Source organism: Rhizobium sp. A37_96 (assembly GCF_053521765.1).
Map to the genome: position 1 here is coordinate 166925 of NZ_JBNWDS010000012.1, position 16820 is coordinate 183744.

A 16820-nucleotide genomic window follows, 5' to 3' on the forward strand; every position below is an offset into this window, starting at 1 on the left:
TCACGCCGCGCGCCGGTGGTTGTTGATGATCATCGACTGGTAGCCTGCCGGACGCACCCGGTCGAAGCTTGCCGCGTCGGCCGGGAGAGAGCCGGCGACGGCAATCGTGTTGCCGATGGGTTGCGGCTCGCCCAGCCGTCGCAACGGCCAGCCTGCGCGCTTCAGAATGCGTTCGAACCGGATGTCGGTGGCGGTGACGATCTCCGCATAACCATTCGCCATCGCCCACTCGATGATACCGGCGAACATTGAGAGCGTGGCGTCGTGAAGTGGCCCTCCCCTGCCCTCTCCAAGCGAGGTGTCGACGCAGAAGCGCGAGCTTTCGACCATGGCGGCATGGGCGCCCAGCCCGCCCGTCGCGAGAAGCTGCGGAAATGTCCGCTCCAGCATTGTCGGACCGATAGCGGGCAGCAATCGGGCGCAGCCTGCGACCGCACCTTCGTCCGTCGCGGCCATGATGTAGGTCGGCGAGAACGAATCGTATTCATCCGCCTCCCGGCCGTCGATCACATCCACGTTCCACTCGAGCCGACCCTGGAACACCTGCGCCCGCAGGCGATGATGGCGGTCGATCAACAGCCGATCGCGGTCGTTGGAAGCGTCACGTATTGCGTGCAGTAACATGCAAACATCTCCATCTTCGGTAGGCGGCGGGAGATGAGCACAAACAATCGGGACGCTGGAGTGTAGAATTCTACAGTCTCCGAGTCGGGTGAGTCGGGGTGGATTCCACATGGACCGTGTTGGAGTCGAGCTTTTGGCGCGAAGGAACGAGCGGTCGTCCCCCGTTTATAAACGGGGGTTGTTTTCGGAAGGCGATGACCGTGCCTTTTAATTAAGCTGCTGAATCGGCGATATAAATCTGCCATGCAGTGGTCGGCTGAGTTCGACAAAACGTCCGGCGTTAACTTCTTGTTAACCTTATTCTTCTTGCCACCGACAGGGAATCGCCGATAATGACGGCACTTGGGCTGATTTCAGCCAAATGCCGTCATTCGGGGGAAGTTATGAGTAGTGTCGCTTCTAGCGCTGCGAAAAAGATCGGTTTCGAGGATATCATCCTTGCTCAGGGAAAGGACATCTCACGCAAGCTGAATCAGCTGCGTTTGGAAAGCTACCCGCCGGACGCTCGCAAGACCCTTCGTCAGTTTTCGATGGCAGAGGCTGCCTACTTCTTGGGAGTGTCGCCGAGCAATCTGAAAAAACTACACCTGGAAGGCAAAGGGGTCATCCCAACGGTTCACGCCGGAGGTCGTCGAACATATTCGGCAGAGCAAATTCGCGAACTGAGGCAGTGGCTTGATCAGAATGGTCGCTCTGATGTGAAAAAGTACGTCCCAAGCCGCCGCGCGCATGAGAAGTTGCAGGTTATTGCAGTTGTGAACTTCAAGGGCGGCTCAGGCAAGACAACGACAGCAGCGCATCTCGGACAGCACTTGGCTTTGACGGGTCATCGCGTGTTAGCGATCGATCTCGACCCTCAGGGATCAATGACGGCGCTCTATGGCATCCAGCCAGAAGTGGATGACTACCCGTCCGTATACGAGGCAATTCGATATGATGAGAAGCGTTGCTCGCTCGCAGATGTGATAAAGCCCACCAATTTCCCCGACCTCGATATTGTCCCGGCATCACTTGAGCTTCAGGAGTACGAGTACGACACACCACTCGCGATGCAGGCTGGCACCGAGGGCAAGCGCTTCTGGAATCGACTCCAGAGCGCGCTTGAGGATGTAGACCCTCGCTATGATGTCGTCGTGTTGGACTGCCCTCCCCAACTTGGCTATCTGACACTTACGGCGCTCGCAGCCTCGACCTCGGTCCTCATCACAGTCCATCCCCAGATGCTGGATCTCATGTCGATGTCACAGTTTCTTCTCATGCTCGGCGACATCCTCAAGACTGTCAAACAGGCGGGAGGCGATGTTGATCTCGACTGGTTTCGCTATCTGATCACGCGATTTGAACCCACGGATATGCCTCAAGCGCAGATGGTCGCTTTTATGAAATCGATGTTGATTCCGCATATGGCGAAGCATGAAATGGTGAAGTCGACGGCAGTATCCGACGCGGGCCTAACGAAACAGACGCTTTATGAGGTTGAACGGTCCGCGATGAATCGGGGAACCTATGATCGAGCCATGGAGGCGATGGAAGCAGTGAATGGGGAAATCCGCGAACTCATCCATGAGGCGTGGGGGCGCAGAAAATAGACTACGGTCTAAATTGGATTTTTTGCGCGTCTTTACAGTGACTTAAATGCCGGAGAGCGGCCATGGCCAGAAAGAACATTTTCAACAGTGTGATGAAGGATGATCAAGCGCCTGATGAGGCGCTCGAAGAATCCGCACCTATCACACGATTTGGAGCTGCCAAGTCGCTCTCATCGTCGATAGATGCATTGGCTCGGCAAGCAGAACGGATCAATGATGGCGATATGGTCATCGAGCTTGATCCGGAACAGCTCGACGCATCCTTTGTTCGAGACCGAATTCCCGGTCCCGCCGGCACTTCGGAAGCGGCTGACGAAGAATACAATGAGCTGCGCGACGCCATCCGCGAAAGAGGTCAGGACACGCCAATTCTTGTCCGTCCCATTCCGAATAGCACTGACCGTTATATGATCGTCTTCGGACATCGTCGTGTCCAGGTGGCGAAAGATCTCGGACGGAAAGTTCGAGCTGTTGTTCGGCAGTTGGACGAGCAGGCTCATATCATCAGCCAAGGGCAGGAAAACTCTGCCCGCGCCAACCTGAGTTTTATAGAACGAGCGACGTTTGCTGACCGGCTTGAGAAGCTCGGATACTCCCGCGAAGTCATTCAGGCGGCTCTATCAGTTGACTACCAGACGCTTTCCAAGATGCTCACGGTCCCAAGTGCATTTGGAGCGCGCCTCATCGAGGCGATTGGCCCTGCCAAAGGCGTCGGGCGTGATCGGTGGCTGCAACTTCGAAAGCTCATTGACGTCCCCAAGAACAAGGCACTGGCTGAGGAGGTCGTCGGGGAGGCGGAGTTTAATAGTCTCGGACAGGCTGAAAGGTTCGAAGCGGTATTCAAGCGTCTCCGATCCAGTAAGGGCAAGACCACGGTCAAGCGCTCGGAGAACATCCAGCCTAGGGAAGTCTGGAACGCGAGGGACAACGCGGTAAGCGTCTCGCGCAAGGCCACACCAAAGGCCGTGACACTCGTTCTTTCATCGTCGAATGGAATAGCATTCGGTGATTGGATCACGAAAAATATCGAAAGCCTGTACGAGACTTTCCAGAAGCAAGGGAAAAACTGAAGACGAAAATCGCAAAAGAAAAAGGCCCCCGAACGACAACAGTCGTGGAAGCCTCTCTCAATTCCTAGCAGACTGAGAATCGCATTTCCACGAATCGCTGTCAAGAGTCGAACCGTCGTTTGGGTGGGCGGATTTCTTTTGCCTCTTGAAAGGTGAAGGAAAATGCAGATTGGAAGTGTGACGACGCCCTTTGGGCGGCGGCCTATATCGCTTGCCCTGGTGAAAGCGCAGATGGTAGCTGCGGACATTAAGGCAGGCAAGACCGCTGACAAGTGGAAGGTGTTCCGCGATGTCAGTGCAGCCCGGAGCTTGCTTGGTCTTCAGGACAGAGCCCTTGCCGTACTGGACGCACTGCTCAGCTTTTATCCGGAAAGCCAATTGTCAGAGGAGTTCGGCATGGTGGTCTTTCCGTCCAATGCCCAGCTTTCAATTCGGGCGCACGGCATCACCGGCACAACGTTGCGCCGGCAGCTTGCTGCGCTTGTCGATGCGGGACTGATCCATCGCAGGGACAGCCCGAACGGAAAACGCTATGCCCATCGTGGAAGGGAAGGCGAGATCGAGCAGGCTTTCGGCTTCAGCTTGGCGCCTCTCCTGGCCCGGGTCGAAGAGCTTGCGCAGTTAGCACAGCAGGTTGCCGAGGAGCACCGGCTGTTCAAGCGCGCCAAAGAAGCGCTGACGATCTGCCGGCGTGACGTCCGGAAGCTGATCACAGCCGCGGTAGAGGAGGGGGTGGACGGCGACTGGGAGGCCATCGAGGCCATGTATGTTGCCGCTCTCGCCAAGCTGCCACGCAATCCGAACCGTCATGAAGTGGCTTCGGTCCTCGATGAAATGTCGCTTCTGCGTGATGAAATCGTTAACTTGTTGGAAATCCAGCAAAATACAGGAAATATGGATGGCAATGGTAGTCAGAATGGCTGCCACATACAGAATTCAAAACCCGAATCTATCCATGAATCTGAACCACGCTCTGAAAAAGAGCCGGGCGAGCCGTTGGCGGAAAAACCGAAGCCGATCGCCGAGACGAGAAAACCGTTCCCGTTGAGCATGGTGCTGCGAGCTTGCCCCGAAATCGCGATGTACGGGCCAGGAGGCGCGATCAGCCATTGGCGGGAGCTGATGACCGCGGCCGTCGTCGTCCGGACGAGCCTCGGGGTCAGTCCGTCGGCGTACCAGGACGCTTGCGACGTGATGGGGCCTGAAAATGCGGCGACGGCGATCGCCTGCATCCTCGAAAGGGCAGGTCATATCAACTCGGCCGGCGGATATCTGCGCGACCTCACCCGGAAAGCGGCGCGGGGCGAATTCGGGCTCGGTCCGATGCTGATGGCTTTGCTGAAGGTCCAGGCCGGCGGAGACAGGAAGTCGGCATAGCGGGGGAGGGCGCGTCAGATGCGAAAGGTTTGGAACGACCGGGTCGATTTAGTCCTCGGGGACCAGCACATCGAATACCTCGAGGAGCGCATCGACGATGGCCTGGCCCAGGGCGTTGGCGCTCTCGGCAATTTTCGTGTCGTCGTCCCCGCGTGCAGCAAGCGCAAGATTGCCGCCCTTGTCGGCGATGATGGCTGCAGCGCGCTCGATCGCCCATTGTGCGAAGTCGGCGCGGTTCTCGATCGTGGCGGTTTCCATCATCTTTTCTTCTTCCGACCTGTTCCAGTGCGGGGGTAATATCGTGCGTTGGACCAATGCGCTATTCCCCACTGGCTTCGACGAGCCCCGTTTTCTTTGCCCGATCGAGCAGGTTCTTGACCGAGGATGGCGACCATTTCGTGCCACCGCGAGGCGTCCGCTCATGGAGGCGTTCGAGCCGACTGGCGATCTCCCGAAGCGTCAGTTCGGAGTTGGGCGAATACATGCCCGCGACAAGCGTCATCAAGCGATCTTCGGGTGGGCGCGGAGAGGATTTTTTCAACAGGCCGGGATCGGCAAGGTGTTCGGCAACGAGCCATTTCACGGCGCGACGAAGCCGTTCGGGCGTCCAGTCCATACCCCGCTGCTGCAGAACGCGGGCGACGTCATCCCAGGTGTGGTCCGGCCGCATTCGCCGAACCGTCGGAAGCCACTTGTTGGCGTCGATCTGGATGCGCTCGCCATAGGCTGCTTTCTGCGCCGCCGTCATTCTTGCGAGCATCTCCGGCCGCCGTTCTCGGATGCCTGGATTGCCGGGCAGCCTCCCCTTCGACTTCGCTGCGTTGATGCCGGCTTTCGTTCGCTCGGAAATCAGCGCGCGTTCGAGTTGGGCGACGGCGCCAAGAACCTGCAACGAGAACATGCCCTGCGGTGTCGTGGTGTCGATTGGATCTCGCAGCGATCGGAAATGCGCTCCCTTCGCGGTCAGATCCTCGATCACGGCAAGGAGATGGCTGACGGAGCGCGCCAGGCGATCGAGGCGAACGACAATCAGCGTGTCGCCGGCCACGATTTCCCGCAGCAGCTTTGCGAGCGCCGGACGGGTGCGAGACGCGCCGGAGCCATGTTCCTGAACGATGACGTTGCAGCCGGCCGATCGCAGCTCGATCTCCTGAGCTTCGGTTGCCTGTTCGTCTGTCGACACGCGGGCATAGCCTATAAGCCGACCCTGTGGTCGACGAGACGTTCGATTCAGCGTGTCAGCAGCCATTTGGAGCGCCTGAGAGATCGTTGCGAAGCAGTTTTCCAAACCCAGAGGATAAGGATAAACGATCGTTTGTAAACGTCTCTAGCCCATATTCTCAAGGTTCTTTTTGAGCCGAACCGCCTGAAAACACGGGATTTCCTGCCCGAAATGCTCGGAGATACCAAACCTTGTTCAATCCGATACGTATTGGTTATCGGAGGTGAAATCTTGTCTGCGCGAATTTATCCCGTGACGGACACTAACTATCATCTCGCGTCCGTTTAACAAATCATCTATCATGAATTCAATGCCTTATGACTTGTCTAAATTGCCTCTCCAGACACTGATGCGGCCGATTTCGGACGCGGTTGTGGCTTTTACTTTCCGATTTCAATTGAAGCGCTAAGCTGAAAATCGGGCACACAATTTTGACGTAGCGACTTCATGCTCGGCGGGGGAGGGCGCCTGCGAGGGCGTGGTTATGTTGACCCAAACCCGGGCCTTAGCTGTTCAGGTTCCAATGCACCAACCGGAACAAGCCCTTCAACTCAGGCTCCTGCACCATTGACGAGGCGTCCGCTGGCGGAACCCACGTCAGCCGCCGTATTCCTTTCTCGGGAAACTCGCTGCGCTGCTCGACAACCTTCAATGCGAAGACGGAAACAACCAGCGGCGGCTTCTTTTCATCCTTTAGGTAGGTGTAATAGCCGAGCGCTTTCTTCTTCGCCTTACCAATGATGCCTGCCTCTTCAAACGCTTCGCGTTCGGAGCACTTCGACGGCCGCTCGCCACGCTCCACATTGCCCTTCGGGATGACCCAGCGCTCGGTGTCTCGGCTCGTCAACAACAGGACCTCGCAGCGGCCTTCCGTGTCGAGGCGGTAACAGATGGCCGCCCCCTGAACGATCTTTCGATTCTTCAGCAGGTCTTGCGTCTTACCGCTCATGCTCGACAGGTGGTCGCCAGTATTCAAACGATCGTCTCCTGCCGAGAATGATAGAGCGTCGGGATTGGATGCACAGGTTTGCACCTTGAGCGCTTTCGAGGCAATCGCAAGTCAGCGAGAAACCGCTCAAAGTCCCGAGGCCTTGGTGAGATTGACCCGGAACCGATCGCGCCGCCGTTGGTACTTCCGGGTCATTTCCGCAGAAGCGTGGCCGAGTTGCTTCTGCACGTAACGCTCATCGACTTCCGCCGAGGAGGCAAGGCCGGCGCGTAACGAGTGGCCCGAAAACTTTTCCGCACGCTCGGTCTCGGTGAGGTCAGGGCGCACGCCGGCAGCCGAGGCCGCCTTCTTTACCAGGCGCGCGACCTCCTGATCGAGCAGTCGATCGGGGCCGACATCCTTGCCCTGTCCGGTGACCCGCCGAAAGAGGGGGCCATGCGCGATCCGTGCGAGGTTCAGCCAGGTCTGCAGAGCGACGACGGGGCAGGTGGCGTCCGAGGATCCGCGGCCGATCTCCACTTCCCGCCAACCCCGCTTTCCCCGGACCGTGACGACCATGCCCTTGTCGAGGATCTCCACCCAGCCGCGGCTGTCCTTCGTCTGGTCACGACCGACGTCGAGCCCGACGATCTCGGAGCGCCGCAGCCCGCCGGCAAAGCCGATCAGCAGCATCGCCCGGTCGCGCAAGCCGCGCAGCGTGCCTCGGGGAAGCGTTTCGAGCATGGCGATCAGGTGTTCGGGCAGAACCGCTTCCTTCTGCCGGGGAGGGGTGGCATGGGTGTTGCGGATGCCGGCAAGCACCGTGGCGATATGGCGGTCCTTGCGGTCGAGCGGTGTGCCGCGCTGCGCATAGTTCCAGGTGATCGCGGACAGTCGTCGCTCGATCGTCGCGACCGAACTCGGCTTGCGGCCGGCGATCGCCGCACCGGATGCGCAGGCGGTGATGTAGAGGCCAACGGTCTGCGGGTCGGGTGGCAGCACCTCCAGCCCCTGCCGGCGGCACCAGCCGGAAAAATGCTTCCAGTCGGAGGCATAGGCCTTGCGGGTGTTCGCCGAGCTGGCCGCCTCGACATAATCGCGGGCCTGATCGGCCAACTGCTCCAGGTGGGCGGGCAAGGCTGCGCGCGTTTCCGGAAGAGGGGAGGGGAGCCCGGGGTTGGGCATGGAGATGTCAGCCGACACCTGCGGCGCTGAAAGATCGGCGTCGGCCCCCGTGCTGAGAGGCGGAGCAGAGCTCGCCTCGACGTGATTTTCGCTGTTTTGCTCGATGATTTGCGTCATTTCTCTATAATGACAGAAATGAACGATAATGGAAGTTTATCGTTCGTTTTATCCTGCCGACAGGCTGTGCGGTTCAGCGCGATAATCCTGGCATAAAGTGCGCACATGATTTATGGTTAGTCGCATGGATTTGCTTGCCCCTATTGCTTCACCTATCAGGATGTGGTCGACCCGTCTGCCAAGCTGGACGCGGCCGCGAACGCACGACATCGCTGAATCCGACGCCGCCTTCACTGCCGGTATAGGCTTGAAATTACTCGACGATCTTCTCCATGCCGACCCGCCATGGTTGGGCTGCTGGCGCGATCGCCTCGCGTTGAAATCCGCTGCAGTTGGCGCCAGAATGCTTGGTCGCATCGAGGACGAATACGCATTACGTGACGCTATCCTGCTGACGGCAACAGGCGACGATGTCGGCCCGGCTGGAAAGCTGGCTCTGGCCACACGAATGCTGGCGCGCCGAACCGGGACGATCACCACACCGTTCGTTAAGGAGCTTATCGCGCTGTTGGGGATGACGTGGACCGACAGCCTTGCGGTGATTCCCGACATCGTCGATTCTGCAAATCAGTCCGGGCGAGCAGCACCCTTCGCGGTGGCGGACCTGATAACGGCGATCTCTGCCGTTCGCCCGGACGTCGAGGTGTTAGCCCTTGCCCTTGCCGAGGTCGTACTGGCGCAAAAGCTGAATTGGCCCAAACCCGTGTCACTGCTGCTGCCCGAGCGGTTTGGCCCCGCGTTCCGCACCATCGGCGGCCGTGGTCGCGTCCGACCAGGAGAGCCTGCTTATCCGAAAGCGATCTGCCTGGCGCTGGTCGACGGTGTCGACGCCGCACTGCGCTCCGCTGTCGAGATCGATCGCCGCGCCACGCGGCTGCTGGCGGTGGCGCCGAAGCTCCGGACTAAGGGCGCAGAGCCGGTCATCCGCCGGTTGCTGACCGAAGACGCCGTCTTGGCTTCAGCCCCGGGCAGTGATCTCTCGCGCTGGGCGGCCAACCGGCTGTTCGAGCGACTAGAAGGCTTCGAGGCGGCACGAGAACTCTCAGGCCGCTCCTCCTTCCGGATCTTTGGGCTGTGAGGCGGCCGGGATGAGCGCAGCGCCACAAGCACGCCGCCACGCCAAAAAGAATCCTCAAGACGATGTCCTCTACGATCGCGAGCTCGAAGACCTGCCAGCAGAGCTGCGTTGGCGCGAATGGATGAAGCGGATCGAGGCGGTCATCTTTGCCTCGGCCGAGCCGGTCAGCCGCGAGACTTTGGCGCGGGTGGTGGGAAGAGATTGCAGCATCGATCTGCTGATCGACGATCTTGTCGAGGAACTGCGAGACCGACCCTACGAGCTGGTATCGGTTGCCGGTGGCTGGCAGCATCGGACCCGGCCGCGGTTCGCCGAGACGATCCGCGCGTCTTCAGCGCCGACAAGGGGAGGCGCTGCAGCCCTGTCGGAGTTCGAGGCGATGGTGCTGATGGCGGTGGGATATTTCCAGCCGGTAACCCGCGGCGAACTGTCGAAGATTTTTGGCAAGGAGGTCAGCCGCGACGTTATCGGTAATTTGCGGAGCGCGGGTTTCATCGGCTCCGGGCCGCGCAGCCCAACACCCGGTGCGCCATACACCTACGTGACGACGCCGCACTTTCTTTCTGCCTTCGGCATGGAGACGCTACGCGATCTGCCGAACATCGAGGCGCTCGAGGATGCGGGCCTGCTGACCGGACTTATTGCGCAAAAGGATAATGTTACCTCCCATTTCGATACCTCCGACACGGAGGATGAATCGTCTTAATCGACTGACCGCGACTGCTTCCGGCCGCTCTCTGCTCGGGTGATATTGTCTAATGGTGTCGATTGTCATTATCCTCAACAGCGTTTGCGCTCGCCCTGGAGATACCCTGTGAACGACGAATACCTCACCGCCGGTAACGCCGCGAAACGGTTGAGGGTTTCCCCGGCGACGCTGCAGCGCTGGGTCGAAAAGGGCGTGCTGATTGCTGAGAAAACGCGGGGCGGTCATCGTCGTGTGCCCTTATCGGAGATCCGACGCCTAGAAACAAAAGATCGATCGGCAGAACGCGAGGCGTTTCTTGATGACTGGTTACAGGTGTTCCGAAATGGCGACCCCGGCAAGTTGGCGGAACGCTTGCGATCCACCAGGATCGAGACTGGAAGCTGGGCCGCAACGGCGGAGCTCGTCTCGTCAGCCCTTCAGGAACTCGGCCATCGCTGGGAAATCGACGATTGCAATGTTTATGAAGAGCACATTATTAGCGAGGCACTGCGACGTGCGCTTTTGCTATGCGACAATGAGATATCGTCGACTTCCGGTCGGAGAAGGGCCTTGATCTTTTCTGTAGCGGGAGACCAACATACGATGGGGCTTTCACTGGCGGAACTCATCTTACATGAACACGGCTGGCGGACCATATGGGTCGGAGAAGGTCCGCCGCTTCAGGAACTCTCACCGATGCTCACGTCGACAAAGCCAGACCTAGTGGTGATATCCGGATCGGGGACAGCCACTCGCAAAGCCTTGGTCAGCTTTCAGAAGACGATCGAGAGAGCGATTGAGGTAAAGTCCCTCCCGGTCATTTTGGCGGGTGTCGCGGCGTGGAAACGTCATCCTCGACTAACCCGGGTCAGAACCTTTCTTGATTTTGAAATGGCCTTGATTGGGATGAGAGACAATCCGACGGGGTCGCAAGGTGATTGAATTTCACGCTTGAAATCCGCTCACGCCATGGTAGCGTCAGTCTGAGAGCGCGCTGGATGTCCTTGTCTTCAGGTCTGCGATGAGACAGCGGGCTGGCGGCTGCAACGATGCTTCCGTGTGCAGGAGAGCTGCCAATGGACGTTCAGCAAGAAGACGACGGAATCGAGCACCGCACAATTCGTTTTTCAACCAAGCAATTGCGGCAAAAGGATCAGTTCGACGCTTGGCAGGAAGTTGCGAATCCGATGCTGGAACTGAGCAAAGTCCAGAAGGAAAAGCCCGGCTATATCGGAGAGACCACCTCGTACAATCTCAGCAATTTTGTGTTCTCAAGTTCGAACTTCGAACCGATGTCCTACAGGGTCCGAGCGCCGGGTATCAGCCGGCTCAATGTCGATCACTGGATCGTCGCGGTCAACAGGACGGGGTATTCCGTTTCGGAGATAAACGGCACGGTCGTTCGCGTGCCCCGTGGTGGCGTCGCCATGCGGTCACTGCGTAAACCGATCAGCGGCGAGGTGGCTGGTGGCGGAATGTTCCTTGTCTACGTGCCGCGTGACATGTTTGCGCGCAAAGCTGATGCTATCGATGCTTTCCGCTGCCATAGCGCGTCCGACCCGTTTGTGATGCTACTTTCGGATTTCCTCTTCTCCCTGGAGCGGCAACTTCCCCAGATACGCGAGCATCAGATCCCCGAGCTATGCGATGCTGTGAAAGCGATGATCGGTTGCTGTCTTGCACCATCGAGGGACGGTATCGTCGGCGCCAGCGAGGCAATTTCGGCGACGCTGCTCGAACGCGCACGCCGCTACATCAGGTCGAACGTCTGTTCGCCGTCACTGTCGCCGGATGAGGTCTGCAGATTTCTCGGCGTCTCCCGTTCGAGCCTTTACCGGCTCTTCGAGGGTAAAGGCGGTGTGGCTGCCGAGATCAGGGAGCAGCGTCTGCTTGCAAGCCATGCAGCGCTCTCTGACGACCGCACTCGAAAGACCGTCTACGCCGTCGCCGAAGCCTACGGCTTTTCGTCCCCTGAAGAATTCACCAAATCCTTCAGGCGGCGCTTCGGCTATGCGCCTCGAGACGCCCATGGTCTTCAGCTGCATCAATCCAAGCAATATCGGGCGAGCAGCGTTACCGATGGGTCGTTTGGCAGATGGCTTCTTGACCTTGCTCCCTAGGAGGCCGGAACACACGCACCGTTTTTGGGACGAATAACACCGTTTTGAACCAATGCGATTCTGCTAAAATACTCGCTCCAGTTTTGTTCAAGGGCGTCGTCATGTCGTCAGGATGGACCCTAAAGCAGTTGCGGCAAGAGGTCGAGCGTCTTCGCCTAGTCGCGGACATCAGCGAGCGAAGTAAGGCGCTGCTCCACTTCATCGAAAGGAGCAACGCATTCTGTCCGCGAACCGCCGCTGTGGAGGTATTTGGAAGAGAGCCCGGCTTCGAAGTAAGGGAGGATCCGATCGTGCGGATCGAGCTTGCCCGTCTCGCGGTGGCACTCGACCGGCACTATTCCCGCGAGCACAACACGTTGTCACGGCTGGTCTTGCGGCGAAGTGGAGATGACGCATCTCTCGAACTCAGACCCTATGCGCCGGCTGGTCGCTAACGATCTGATGTGACGAGCAGGCCGGCGTTCGTTGCCGCCATCCAAACCGCTTCTCGCGCCGCTGACGCCGGTTCTTTCCCTTCGTAGACATCGAGGCAGATGCGTAGCGCTGTGTCGTACTCGTTGCTGATGTCCTCCCGTGGCCAGTGTTCGCAGAGGCAATCGACGGCTTCACGGGTGTTTGCGACCCGCATTCTCCCCTTTCCCGGAAGATCGACATCGACAGGGTCGGGCCAGGGTTGCTCGTAAGGGGTTGGCTCACTCATGGCGGGCTGACTGTAAGCGTGAGAAGACCGGGAGATCATTCCGTATCCCCCGGCTTTTTGCAAGCGGCTGTGCTCCACTTCAGATCATCTGGGGTCGGCGACTGCGACATAGACGACGATGTGGCCGTCGTAACGCGGTTCGAACCAGCGTCCGTTGCAATCCCGGTACGAAATGCCGTTTACCACGACAGCGACGCATTCGGGCGGAACGGTTGCGATGACCGTGCCGATCGCAACTGCGGTTGCGGCGCCCAGAACCACAGGGCCGGGGCCCCAGTATCCCGGCCAGTAGGGACCGGGTGGCGGGGGCGGATGCGGTGGCCCCGGAGGGTGAGGACCAGGATGGGGTCCGGGATGCGGGCCGGGATGGGGACCAGGCGGGTGTGGGCCCGGATGTGGATGCGGACCCGGGACCGGTGGGTGAGGATGATGGCCTGATGGGTTCGGGCGCGGCCGCGGCGCCGGCGGATGGTGGGGTGGATGCGGCGCCACCGGCGGATGAACGCGCGGCGCAAGATGGGTCGGCGCATTGAAGCCTCGGAACGCACCGCCCGATGGATGAAACCCGCCCGCGTGCATGCCGCCACCGCCAAAGTTCATGCGCGGCATGCGACCGCCAAAGCCGCCACGCGCTTCGGCGATGTCCGGCAAGATAAGGACAGTGGCAAGCAGACCGCTGAAGAAGACCCGGGCATATCTCATTTCTTGTCCTCCCCGCCGAGGAACCGGATCTTCGCGGCGCCTTCAGGTGGCGTGTACTGGAATTGATCGTCGTTGATCGTGGCGTTTTCCGTCCACTTCAGGATGGAGGTGATCCGCGGACGGGTCGTGTCCTCGCGGTCGACGAGAGAGATTTTCAGTGGGAGCGGACTTCCTTCGGTGGCAATCCAGATCTCGGCATCCTGGTCGACGCCGCGGTAAGCCCAGTGATCTGTTTCCTTGCCATCGACGAAGGCATGTCCGACGAAAAACCCCTGTCTGATCAGATCTATCGGCGCATCGGGGGTGCCCCAGGAGAAGAGATCGGCGAGCGGAAAAGTGAGATTATATTTCTGAGCTGCCTCCTCAAGCGTATCCTTGATTGTGGCCGCGGTGGGGACTTGAGCGTAAACCTTGTCGTCGGGCGAAGCGTAGATAATCGTTTTTCCGTCGTAGACGAATTCGCCATGGACTGAGTCCGTCGCAAGGTCGATCCGCAATCGGTCCGGCCGCCGAACCTCGTAGGTCGCAGTGCCACCGATTTCCAGTTTCTGATCGTCATCGAGCACCACTTCCGTGGTCGTCACTGCCTGAAGGCTGAACGTCTTCAGCGACTGCAGATGATCGCCCATTCGCTTGAGCGCGTCGATCGAGGCTGGCTCAATCGACGGCCCGTCTTGTGCTTGTACCGGAAGAGCAGTCCCCAAACCGAGTAAGAGCGCAACCGCCAGCGCGGCGACTGTGGTTAGTATCTGCTTATGCCGTTCGAGATCCGGATGGAGAGCGAATACGATCGTTCTGCGTCGGGCCGCAAGGGACGTGTGATCATTCGGAACAAACCGCATTGGCATACTCCTTCAAAAAAACAACAGGCGCTTGGCGATGGGGCCAAGCTGAGCAAAGGAAAGAAAGCTTCCTCCGACGAGCAGCATCGGCAAAAGGGCAGGGACAAAGACCGAGAGAAGGTCATGTCGATCGAACAGAACCGGGGAGAGCTTCAATGCGGCTTTGTAAAGGGCCGAAACCTCTTCTGCGCTTGCCTTACCCTCTTCATCGATGTCTGAGGCTGCGTCGCCATCAAGGACATTGCGCTCGGCTGCTTGCAAAGACAGGACGAGCGGTTCCAAGCAGCGACGAAGCATATCTGACTTGAAGTGGTGAACCTGAACTGCCAGGCTGGCGGTCGGCGCACCGAAAAAGCCAGCGACGAATGCAAGCCAGACGCCGCAGACGATCGTGAATGTGGCCGGAGTAACCGACTGGTGTTGCAGGGCATGGCCGACGGCAGACGCCGTGACGCACCCCGCGGAAAGAATGAACGGCCAATACCCCGATGGATAGGCGCCGACAAATCCGAGGCCTCCTCGCCCGTCTGGATGAGAAGCCACCAAGCGCAGAGGGCACCGCGCAAGCGCGAACATCAACTCAGTCCAGATCAGATGTTTCCAGATGACCCTCGTAAAGAGAAACCAGAAGAGCGTGTTGCTGACGGCGATACACCAGATTGCAACGATCACCGCACCGGTCTCGCCGGCAGCCCAGGCAGGGTCGTTGCCGGCCAGGACGTGACGGGCGTTAGCGACTGAGGCTGTAGCGGCAAGAGCAACGCAGGCGAGTTCCGGGAGAAGGGCGGAAGCCTTCGCCTCGGCGCGATCGATCGCGGCCGTAGCATCTCTTGCCGACACCGAGGCAACGATCGGGACAAGGATCAGGATTTCTGCGCAGCTGGATTGAGACCTCGTGATGGGTCGGTCGGCGATCGCCAGAAGCATCGTGCCGACGAGGAATTTCGAGATCACGCCCCAGTCGGTCAGAAAGCTGGTGACATGGCGAATGTCGGCAGCGAACAGAAGAAGCAGCAGCGGAACGCCAAACGACGTCGTGACGAGGGCGCTTATTCGCCTCGTATGAGACCGCAAACCCAAACCAACCATTACCCGCGAGAAAGGCGCGGAATCCATGAGCGAGAGGGACAGAACCGCCGGTGGAGGCCGGCGAGGCGCTGCGCTGGCGGCCTGGTCGCTATCCATTTCAGTCGGCCGCTTTATGGATCGGGAACTGGAAATTAAGGCCGGCGAAGATTTGCCAGCGTGGTGCCCCTGGTCCGTCGTGCCAGACGGTATACTGCGGCTCTATGAAGGCATTCATGGTGATACCCTTGTCGAGCTGAAAGACCTTTCCGATCCCGAGGCCGACAGGGATGTAGGAGTTGCCGCTTTCGAGATTGAAGTTCCAGGTCGCAGTCGAACGCAGATAGAAGCCGTCAGTGAGGTTGATGTTGACGATCGGTTGGAAGGTCAACAGGCTGACGTCGTCGCGATCGGACACGCCAGCGAACGAAGTCTGGTATGTCGCGAAGGCCCCGACCAGGCCCCAGCTCTGCGGCGCAACGACGACGCCGGATCCGCCGATCTGCCATTTGCCGCTGCCAAGCTGTTCGTCGGTCGCCGTCGGTATGACGAAAACCGGTCCTGCCGCGAACGTGACATCGCCCTTTTTTGGCAGAACAAAGAGATCGGTGAGCGTGAGATCGCCCAGACCCGTGACGTATCCGGTCGGAACGTCTGGAGAAGTTGCGATCGGAAGGGTGAAACGAAAGAGTTGCGGTAGGCCCCACATGTCGGAGGGGATCAGGCCGCGGATTAAGAATTGGTTTGCCTGCGGGTCTCCCGGCGTGTTTACGAAGCTGGGGACGTAGTAGTCTTGGAAATTGACACTGATCTTGGGCGTCAGGGGATTGTTGGCTTCCGTTGTGGCGTCAATCTCCTGAGCGATGGCCAGATGACCCGTCAGAACTGCCATCGAAGCCATCAAGATTGTTTTCGCGAAACCCTTCATCTGCGATCTCCGTGTCGAGAGACGCAACAGGCCACATTTTTGCAATCGATGTGAGTTTCGTTACGGTAACGACCGGAGTAACGACGGACATGTTACATATGGAAAATTTCGATTTACCGTTACGCGCTTCCATCTGAGCAGCAACAGGTGCATGCTGAACCCTTCAATCCTCAACGATCATGAAGGGATTGGCGGTTGGGCACGGACGGACCGCAGTCACGAGGCAGGCTGAGATTGATGCTGCGGCTCCCCCGGCTCAGAGGGACCCTGCAGCTTGTTGAAATTCGCCAGCCAACGATATGCAATCTCTTCGAGGCCTATGAGGATGCTTCCTCGACCCTTGAACGCCTTCGCGCTGACGCCCACCCCGACCATGCTTTACTCGCAGAATACGGCGCGATTTGCCTGGACATCGAAGCGGATGTGATCTCGCTTTGCCTCGATGCTGATCGCCCGTCCCAAAACTGAGCGCGAGCGTCCCATTCGTTCACCTTGGTTATTTAGGTGTTCGACATTCAACCATCCGTAGTGTAGTCGTGTCTCGTCAAAGGTCTAATCGCTCGCGTTGGTGATGAGGGGGACGTG

General features: G+C 58.9%; 18 protein-coding genes. 8 read left to right on the forward strand and 10 right to left on the reverse strand.

The window, feature by feature from the left end; genetic code table 11:
- The gene (traI, locus tag ACQZ6J_RS25040) at positions 1 to 624 is read right to left on the reverse strand and encodes an acyl-homoserine-lactone synthase (RefSeq protein ID WP_449086095.1); all 624 of its coding nucleotides are present in this window, start codon (positions 622 to 624) and stop codon (positions 1 to 3) included.
- Positions 625 to 1007: 383 nt separating this feature from the next.
- Between traI and repA the strand changes: the two genes are divergently transcribed.
- The 3 genes from repA (at position 1008) to repC (ending at position 4660) form a co-directional block, all read left to right on the forward strand.
- Positions 1008 to 2213, forward strand: a complete 1206-nt coding sequence (gene repA, locus ACQZ6J_RS25045; protein WP_449086143.1) for a plasmid partitioning protein RepA — start codon at positions 1008 to 1010, stop codon at positions 2211 to 2213.
- A 62-nt stretch (positions 2214 to 2275) separates the two neighbouring features.
- Positions 2276 to 3283 carry a plasmid partitioning protein RepB gene (gene repB / locus ACQZ6J_RS25050; protein WP_449086096.1) on the forward strand — a complete coding sequence of 336 codons (1008 nt, stop codon included), beginning with the start codon at positions 2276 to 2278 and terminating at the stop codon, positions 3281 to 3283.
- A 162-nt stretch (positions 3284 to 3445) separates the two neighbouring features.
- Positions 3446 to 4660: a plasmid replication protein RepC gene (repC, locus tag ACQZ6J_RS25055; protein WP_449086097.1), complete on the forward strand. Its 1215-nt coding sequence runs from the start codon at positions 3446 to 3448 to the stop codon at positions 4658 to 4660.
- Between the two features lie 48 nt (positions 4661 to 4708).
- On the opposite strand, the gene ACQZ6J_RS25060 is transcribed toward repC, so the two are convergent.
- From ACQZ6J_RS25060 to ACQZ6J_RS25075, 4 genes are all read right to left on the reverse strand, one after another.
- Positions 4709 to 4918, reverse strand: coding sequence for a hypothetical protein (locus ACQZ6J_RS25060; RefSeq protein ID WP_449086144.1), 210 nt, complete (start codon positions 4916 to 4918; stop codon positions 4709 to 4711).
- Between the two features lie 61 nt (positions 4919 to 4979).
- Positions 4980 to 5909, reverse strand: a complete 930-nt coding sequence (locus ACQZ6J_RS25065) for a recombinase family protein (protein WP_449086098.1) — start codon at positions 5907 to 5909, stop codon at positions 4980 to 4982.
- Between the two features lie 478 nt (positions 5910 to 6387).
- Complete coding sequence (locus tag ACQZ6J_RS25070; RefSeq protein ID WP_449086099.1) at positions 6388 to 6858, reverse strand: NUDIX hydrolase; 471 nt, start codon at positions 6856 to 6858, stop codon at positions 6388 to 6390.
- A 99-nt stretch (positions 6859 to 6957) separates the two neighbouring features.
- Positions 6958 to 8112, reverse strand: coding sequence for a site-specific integrase (locus ACQZ6J_RS25075; RefSeq protein ID WP_449086100.1), 1155 nt, complete (start codon positions 8110 to 8112; stop codon positions 6958 to 6960).
- Positions 8113 to 8236: 124 nt separating this feature from the next.
- Between ACQZ6J_RS25075 and ACQZ6J_RS25080 the strand changes: the two genes are divergently transcribed.
- The 4 genes from ACQZ6J_RS25080 (at position 8237) to ACQZ6J_RS25095 (ending at position 11998) form a co-directional block, all read left to right on the forward strand.
- Entirely contained in the window at positions 8237 to 9190 is a 954-nt protein-coding gene (locus ACQZ6J_RS25080; RefSeq protein ID WP_449086101.1) for a DUF1403 family protein, read from the forward strand.
- A 10-nt stretch (positions 9191 to 9200) separates the two neighbouring features.
- Positions 9201 to 9896 carry an SMC-Scp complex subunit ScpB gene (scpB, locus tag ACQZ6J_RS25085; RefSeq protein WP_449086102.1) on the forward strand — a complete coding sequence of 232 codons (696 nt, stop codon included), beginning with the start codon at positions 9201 to 9203 and terminating at the stop codon, positions 9894 to 9896.
- Positions 9897 to 10004: 108 nt separating this feature from the next.
- Positions 10005 to 10820 carry a helix-turn-helix domain-containing protein gene (locus tag ACQZ6J_RS25090; RefSeq protein WP_449086103.1) on the forward strand — a complete coding sequence of 272 codons (816 nt, stop codon included), beginning with the start codon at positions 10005 to 10007 and terminating at the stop codon, positions 10818 to 10820.
- 134 nt (positions 10821 to 10954) lie between these two features.
- Positions 10955 to 11998 carry a helix-turn-helix transcriptional regulator gene (locus ACQZ6J_RS25095; protein WP_449086104.1) on the forward strand — a complete coding sequence of 348 codons (1044 nt, stop codon included), beginning with the start codon at positions 10955 to 10957 and terminating at the stop codon, positions 11996 to 11998.
- A 430-nt stretch (positions 11999 to 12428) separates the two neighbouring features.
- Here the strand turns inward: ACQZ6J_RS25095 and ACQZ6J_RS25100 are convergent, their stop codons facing one another.
- The 5 genes from ACQZ6J_RS25100 to ACQZ6J_RS25120 all read right to left on the reverse strand — a co-directional run bounded on the left by ACQZ6J_RS25100 (position 12429) and on the right by ACQZ6J_RS25120 (position 16199).
- Complete coding sequence (locus ACQZ6J_RS25100) at positions 12429 to 12737, reverse strand: DUF982 domain-containing protein (RefSeq protein ID WP_449086105.1); 309 nt, start codon at positions 12735 to 12737, stop codon at positions 12429 to 12431.
- Positions 12738 to 12782: 45 nt separating this feature from the next.
- Complete coding sequence (locus ACQZ6J_RS25105; RefSeq protein ID WP_449086106.1) at positions 12783 to 13400, reverse strand: hypothetical protein; 618 nt, start codon at positions 13398 to 13400, stop codon at positions 12783 to 12785.
- The gene (locus ACQZ6J_RS25110) at positions 13397 to 14242 is read right to left on the reverse strand and encodes a DUF2092 domain-containing protein (protein WP_449086107.1); all 846 of its coding nucleotides are present in this window, start codon (positions 14240 to 14242) and stop codon (positions 13397 to 13399) included. Before ACQZ6J_RS25110 ends, ACQZ6J_RS25105 begins: the two co-directional genes overlap by 4 nt.
- Positions 14243 to 14254: 12 nt before the next feature.
- A complete protein-coding gene (locus tag ACQZ6J_RS25115) occupies positions 14255 to 15358 on the reverse strand; it encodes a hypothetical protein (protein WP_449086108.1) in 1104 nt (367 codons plus the stop codon).
- A 70-nt stretch (positions 15359 to 15428) separates the two neighbouring features.
- Entirely contained in the window at positions 15429 to 16199 is a 771-nt protein-coding gene (locus ACQZ6J_RS25120; RefSeq protein ID WP_449086109.1) for a hypothetical protein, read from the reverse strand.
- Positions 16200 to 16472: 273 nt separating this feature from the next.
- Here ACQZ6J_RS25120 and ACQZ6J_RS25125 point away from each other — a divergent pair, with 273 nt between their 5' ends.
- On the forward strand, positions 16473 to 16703 hold the full coding sequence (locus tag ACQZ6J_RS25125; protein ID WP_449086110.1) for a hypothetical protein: 231 nt from the start codon (positions 16473 to 16475) through the stop codon (positions 16701 to 16703).
- The last annotated feature ends 117 nt before the right edge of the window (positions 16704 to 16820 follow it).